The organism is Mesorhizobium sp. M7A.F.Ca.CA.003.01.2.1 (genome assembly GCF_003998945.1).
GTDB classification, from domain to species: Bacteria; Pseudomonadota; Alphaproteobacteria; order Rhizobiales; family Rhizobiaceae; genus Mesorhizobium; species Mesorhizobium ciceri.
The window spans coordinates 1-4,411 of sequence record NZ_RZRA01000457.1 but is presented as its reverse complement, the minus strand read 5'-3'; the positions used below and the strand labels follow the sequence as shown (position 1 = coordinate 4,411).

Below are 4,411 nucleotides of genomic sequence, written 5' to 3'. Positions count from 1 at the left end.
TTGCTGAGGAAGCCGCCGGCAACTGAGCCATAGCAGAGGAAGCTGACGCCGTTCTGTTTTGCGAGCGCGGCCAGGCTGTTGCCCGGGCGCTGGTCGAGCACGGAATATTGCAGTTGCTGGCTGACCAGTGGGATGCCGGCAGCGAGTATCTCGGCGAGCCTTGGCGTGTCGAAATTGGTGGTGCCGAGATTGCGCACCTTGCCCTCCAACCGAAGCTCGTTGAGCCAGCCCATGGCATCGACATAGCGCGGCTGTTCATAGTCCCACCAATGGAACTGCACGAGATCGAGCCGCTCGGTCTTCAGCCGCCGCAATGACTGGTCGACGATGCGCCTGATGTAGTCGCGGCTGATACTGGCCAGCCGTTCGAGGTCGGGCACCAGCTTGGTGTGCACCTTCATCCGGGCCGCGACGTCGAGGCCGCGCTCGCTGGCCAGCTGCAGGCGCGCGGCACCGATCAGCTCCTCGACGCCGGTGTAGATGTCGGCGCAATCATAGGTCCAGATGCCGGCATCGAAAGTGGCGATCAGATCGGCCACCGCCTGGCTGCGATCAATGGCGCCGTGGCCGCCAGCCAGCTGCCAGCCGCCGCGAATGACGCGCGAGATGGTGTAGCCGGGGCCGAGTTCGAAGGTCTTGGCGGTCATCTAAGGTCATCCTCTTTCGGCAGCGGCACCGCCGTCGTCTCGGCGTGGCTGAACCGCCGCTTGGCGGCCCTGACGATCCGCAGCCGGCTGCCGCAATTGGGATCGGGACAAGCGATCTCGGCGTCCGAGGTCATCCAGTCGTTCGGGTGGGTTGGGCGCTGCTTGGCTGCCAGCAGCGGCAACACGGCGGCGATCGAATAGATCGAAAAACCCTGCCCTGCCGGCATCGACAGCATCTCGCCCTTGAGCTCGAAATAGTCGCCTTCCTTGGCGCCGCAATAGATAGGTTTGTCCTTGGGGATGATCGCCTCGACGCGAAGGTCGAACAGCTCGAAACCGTCGTCGGCCATGTCAGGCCTCCATCAGGCTGAAGGTGACATCGCAGGCGCCGTTGCGGCGGATGACACCGCACGCGGCGGCGAACCGGTCACGCTCTTCGACGCGCACCTGCGCCACCACACTGCCGGCCAGCCAGCCTATCGGGAACAAGAGCCGCGCGCCCTGCCCGTAGTAGAGGCCAATGTCGAAGATCGCATTGGGATTGCCGCCCCACATGCGTGGCGGCACGTAGGACAGTACGATGTCGCCCGGCTGCGGGTTCAGCGTCGCGTTCTCGGCCGGCAACGGTTTTGCATAGGCCTGGCCCTCGAGGTCGGCTGATGGAACCGGACAGGAAATCTCAGGCCCCGTCCACATCGCATGGATGCCCGGAACAACGCGTGGCGTGCCGAGGTAGGCCAAGAGGAAGGCAGCGTTTTCCGGCGCCTTCTCGGGCAGCAGCAATGCCGTTACGGAAAGCTGCGAGCGCGGCTCGGTGATCCTGATGGCGGTCATGTCTGGTCTTTCACGGCGGCGGCCTGCAGCTTGCTGCGCAGGAAGGTGAAGGGTCGGCTGATGTCGGCGACCAGCGACTCGCGCGCCGCCTGCGCATCCTGCGTGGACAGCGCCGTGACGATGCGGCGGTGATATTGGGCGGTGTCGACCTCGCCGGCTTCCGAGAAGGCGTAGATGGCGACACGAATGCAGGGACCCGATTGCAGCCACAGGCTCTCGATCATCGGGATCAGCACGGCCGAACCGCAGGAGCGGTAGATCTCGAAATGAAAGCTCTGGTTGAGCGTCACTTCGCGGTCGACGTCCTTCTTGTGTTTCAAAGCCCGCATCTCGTCCCATTCGGCGAGGATGGTTTCGATGGTGGCGATCTGGCGCGGACCCATGCGGGCGGCGGCCAGCGCGATCGCCTCGCCCTCGATCAGGATGCGAGCCCGCAGGAGATCGTCGAGGCGTTCCAGCGTGATCGGCGGCACGCGCACCGAACGGTTGGGCAGCGCCTCCAGCGCCTTTTCCGTGATCAGCCGGCCGAGCGCCTCGCGCACCGGCATGGTCGAGGTGACCAAGGCGTCAGCCAGGCCACGGATGGTCAGCACCTGGCTCGGTTCGAACAGGCCGCCAATCAGGGCGCGGCGCAGCTCGGAATACACGCGGTCCTGCACGGTCTCGCGGCCGACCGGCGCAAGCTGGGCCGCGATCACCTCGTTGTTCTTTTCGATGGCAGCCTTTTGCATGGAATTCCGTTCGTGGCCGGTTTTCGGCTTGCGGAGGAAATTAAAGCCGAATAGCGTGATCAACGCAAGTGTGATCACAAATCATAATCAGGAGGCGGCAGCGATCGTCTTCGGCCAGAGGGTTTGATGAGCGAGGCAACCAAACGGCAAGGGGAAATCCGCGCGCCGGTTCTGACGGCAAGGAATGTCGTCAGGCGGTTCGGCGGCCTTGTCGCGGTCAACGACGTCTCGTTTAACGTCAAAGCGGGCGAAATCCTCGGCCTCATCGGCCCCAACGGCGCCGGCAAGACGACGATGTTCGACCTGCTTGCCGGCAGCATATTGCCGACCAGCGGCGAAATCCTTCTCAACGGCACGAGCGTCTCGGGCGAAGCCGCACATCTGCGTATCGGCCGTGGCCTTGGCCGCACGTTTCAGATCCCGCGCCCGCTGCCCAACCTGACGCTGATCGAAAACATCATGCTGGCGGCGCAGGGTCAGGCCGGCGAAAAGCTGCTTGCCAATTTCGTCACGCCATGGCGCGTCGCCGCGCAGGAAAGGGCCGCCAGGACAAAGGCGCTTGAACTGCTGGAACTGGTCGCCCTCGCCCATCTCGCGCATGAGCCGGCGCGCGTGCTTTCCGGCGGTCAGCGCAAGCTGCTCGAACTCGCCCGCGTGATGATGGCCGATCCGGCGATCATCTTGCTCGACGAACCGGCGGCCGGCGTCAACGCGACGCTGCTCGAAGTCATCATCGACCGCATCCGCGACATCAATGCGCGCGGTATCACCTTCCTGCTGATCGAGCATAATATCGACATGGTGACGCGGCTCTGCCATCGCGTCCTCGTCATGGCGAGCGGCCAGTTGCTCAGCGAAGGCACGGCCGAAGAGGTCGCTCGCGACCCGCGCGCCATCGAGGCCTATCTCGGAGGCGCAGCATGAGCGAGATCGTTCTCGATGTCCGCGACCTCGAAGCCGGCTACGAGCCCGGCGTGCCGATCGTGCGCGGCGCCTCGATCACCGTCGCCAAGGGCGAGATCGTCGTGGTGCTCGGCCCCAACGGCGCCGGCAAGTCTAGCTTCATCAAGGCCATCGCCGGCCTCGTCCCGATCACCGGCGGCACAGTATTTCTGGACGGGAAGGACATCACTGCCGCGCCGGCCCACACCATGGTGCGCCTCGGGCTGGCCTTCGTGCCGCAGACCGAAAACATCTTCCCACTGATGTCGGTCGAGGACAATCTCAGAGTTGCTTGCGGCATCCTTGAGCGGCGCGAGATTCCTGCGCGCACCGAGGAGATGTATGCCGCCTTCCCCGATCTCGTCCGCCAGCGCCGCACCGCCGCCGGCAACCTCTCGGGCGGACAACGGCAGATGCTCGCCGTTGCGCGGGCGCTGATCGTCCACCCCAAGGTGCTGGTGCTAGACGAGCCGTCGGCCGGCCTGTCGCCGAAATTCGTCTCGATGGTGTTCGAGATGCTGGCAAACATCCGCAAGTCCGGCGTCACCATCCTGCTCGTCGAACAGAATGCCAAGGCAGCGCTCGCCATCGGCGACCGCGCCTATGTGCTGGTCGAAGGCAAAGACCGGCACGAGGGCATTGCCTCCGAGCTGTGGAACGATCCGGTGGTCGCCGAACTCTATCTCGGCCAGCGCCCCCGCAAGTCCGGCACAGGAGGTGGGGCATGAGCTTGCAATTTGTCGTCGACGGATTGCTGACGGGTTCGATGATCGGCCTGGGCGCCATCGGCGTGACGCTTACCTATTCGATCCTGCGCTTCTCGAACTTTGCCCATGGCGACTTCATGGCCTGGGGCACCTATGCGACGCTGGCCGTCGTCAGCGCCATCGGCGCGACAGTCGGCAAGGTGGCACCGATCGCACCGCTGTCCTTCGGCTGGCCGCTGATTGTCGCGCTGGTCGTCGGCATGGCGTTCACCGCTTTGCTGGCGCTGCTGCTCGACAAGGTGCTGTTTTCGCGGCTGCGCTCGCAAGGCCAGGCGATCATCGTGGTGATGGCGAGCTTCGGTGCCTCGATGGCGCTGAGAAGCCTGCTCGAATTCACCTTCACCTCGCGGCCGACCTATTTCAGCCGGGCGATCCAGATCGCCATGCCGGTCGGCTTCGGCATCCGCATCACATCAGACCAGATCGCGCTTTTGCTGCTGACCGCGGTGCTGGTGCTCGCCGTGCATCTGTTGATGACGCGCACGCAGAC

General features: G+C 64.5%; 6 protein-coding genes and 1 pseudogene. 3 read left to right on the top strand and 4 right to left on the bottom strand.

Translation table 11 applies throughout. The features are described 5' to 3' along the window. From EN969_RS18645 to EN969_RS18630, 4 genes are all read right to left on the bottom strand, one after another. A partial coding sequence (locus tag EN969_RS18645) for an aldo/keto reductase (protein WP_164758336.1) occupies positions 1-647 on the bottom strand: 647 nt, incomplete at its 3' end. After that, entirely contained in the window at positions 644-997 is a 354-nt protein-coding gene (locus tag EN969_RS18640; protein WP_013532978.1) for a TIGR04076 family protein, read from the bottom strand. The genes EN969_RS18640 and EN969_RS18645, both read right to left, overlap by 4 nt. Position 998: 1 nt before the next feature. Continuing rightward, positions 999-1,481: a DUF3830 family protein gene (locus EN969_RS18635; RefSeq protein WP_013532979.1), complete on the bottom strand. Its 483-nt coding sequence runs from the start codon at positions 1,479-1,481 to the stop codon at positions 999-1,001. Continuing rightward, a complete protein-coding gene (locus EN969_RS18630; RefSeq protein WP_082826661.1) occupies positions 1,478-2,212 on the bottom strand; it encodes a GntR family transcriptional regulator in 735 nt (244 codons plus the stop codon). Before EN969_RS18630 ends, EN969_RS18635 begins: the two co-directional genes overlap by 4 nt. Before the next feature lie 126 nt (positions 2,213-2,338). Here EN969_RS18630 and EN969_RS18625 point away from each other — a divergent pair, with 126 nt between their 5' ends. The 3 genes and pseudogenes from EN969_RS18625 to EN969_RS18615 form a co-directional block, all read left to right on the top strand. Then, complete coding sequence (locus tag EN969_RS18625; protein ID WP_063167568.1) at positions 2,339-3,136, top strand: ABC transporter ATP-binding protein; 798 nt, start codon at positions 2,339-2,341, stop codon at positions 3,134-3,136. Continuing rightward, positions 3,133-3,882 carry an ABC transporter ATP-binding protein gene (locus EN969_RS18620; RefSeq protein ID WP_063167567.1) on the top strand — a complete coding sequence of 250 codons (750 nt, stop codon included), beginning with the start codon at positions 3,133-3,135 and terminating at the stop codon, positions 3,880-3,882. The genes EN969_RS18625 and EN969_RS18620 overlap by 4 nt, the downstream gene beginning before the upstream one ends. Further along, positions 3,879-4,411, top strand: a pseudogene (locus EN969_RS18615) (branched-chain amino acid ABC transporter permease); the annotation flags it as partial. The gene EN969_RS18620 and the pseudogene EN969_RS18615, both read left to right, overlap by 4 nt.

What these genes read in the sequence shown, in the direction of transcription:
- EN969_RS18635 (WP_013532979.1), bottom strand. Translation starts at nt 1,481, where the DNA reads ATGACCGCCATCAGGATCACCGAGCCGCGCTCGCAGCTTTCCGTAACG.
- EN969_RS18620 (WP_063167567.1), top strand. Translation starts at nt 3,133, where the DNA reads ATGAGCGAGATCGTTCTCGATGTCCGCGACCTCGAAGCCGGCTACGAG.
- EN969_RS18640 (WP_013532978.1), bottom strand. Translation starts at nt 997, where the DNA reads ATGGCCGACGACGGTTTCGAGCTGTTCGACCTTCGCGTCGAGGCGATC.
- EN969_RS18630 (WP_082826661.1), bottom strand. Translation starts at nt 2,212, where the DNA reads ATGCAAAAGGCTGCCATCGAAAAGAACAACGAGGTGATCGCGGCCCAG.
- EN969_RS18625 (WP_063167568.1), top strand. Translation starts at nt 2,339, where the DNA reads ATGAGCGAGGCAACCAAACGGCAAGGGGAAATCCGCGCGCCGGTTCTG.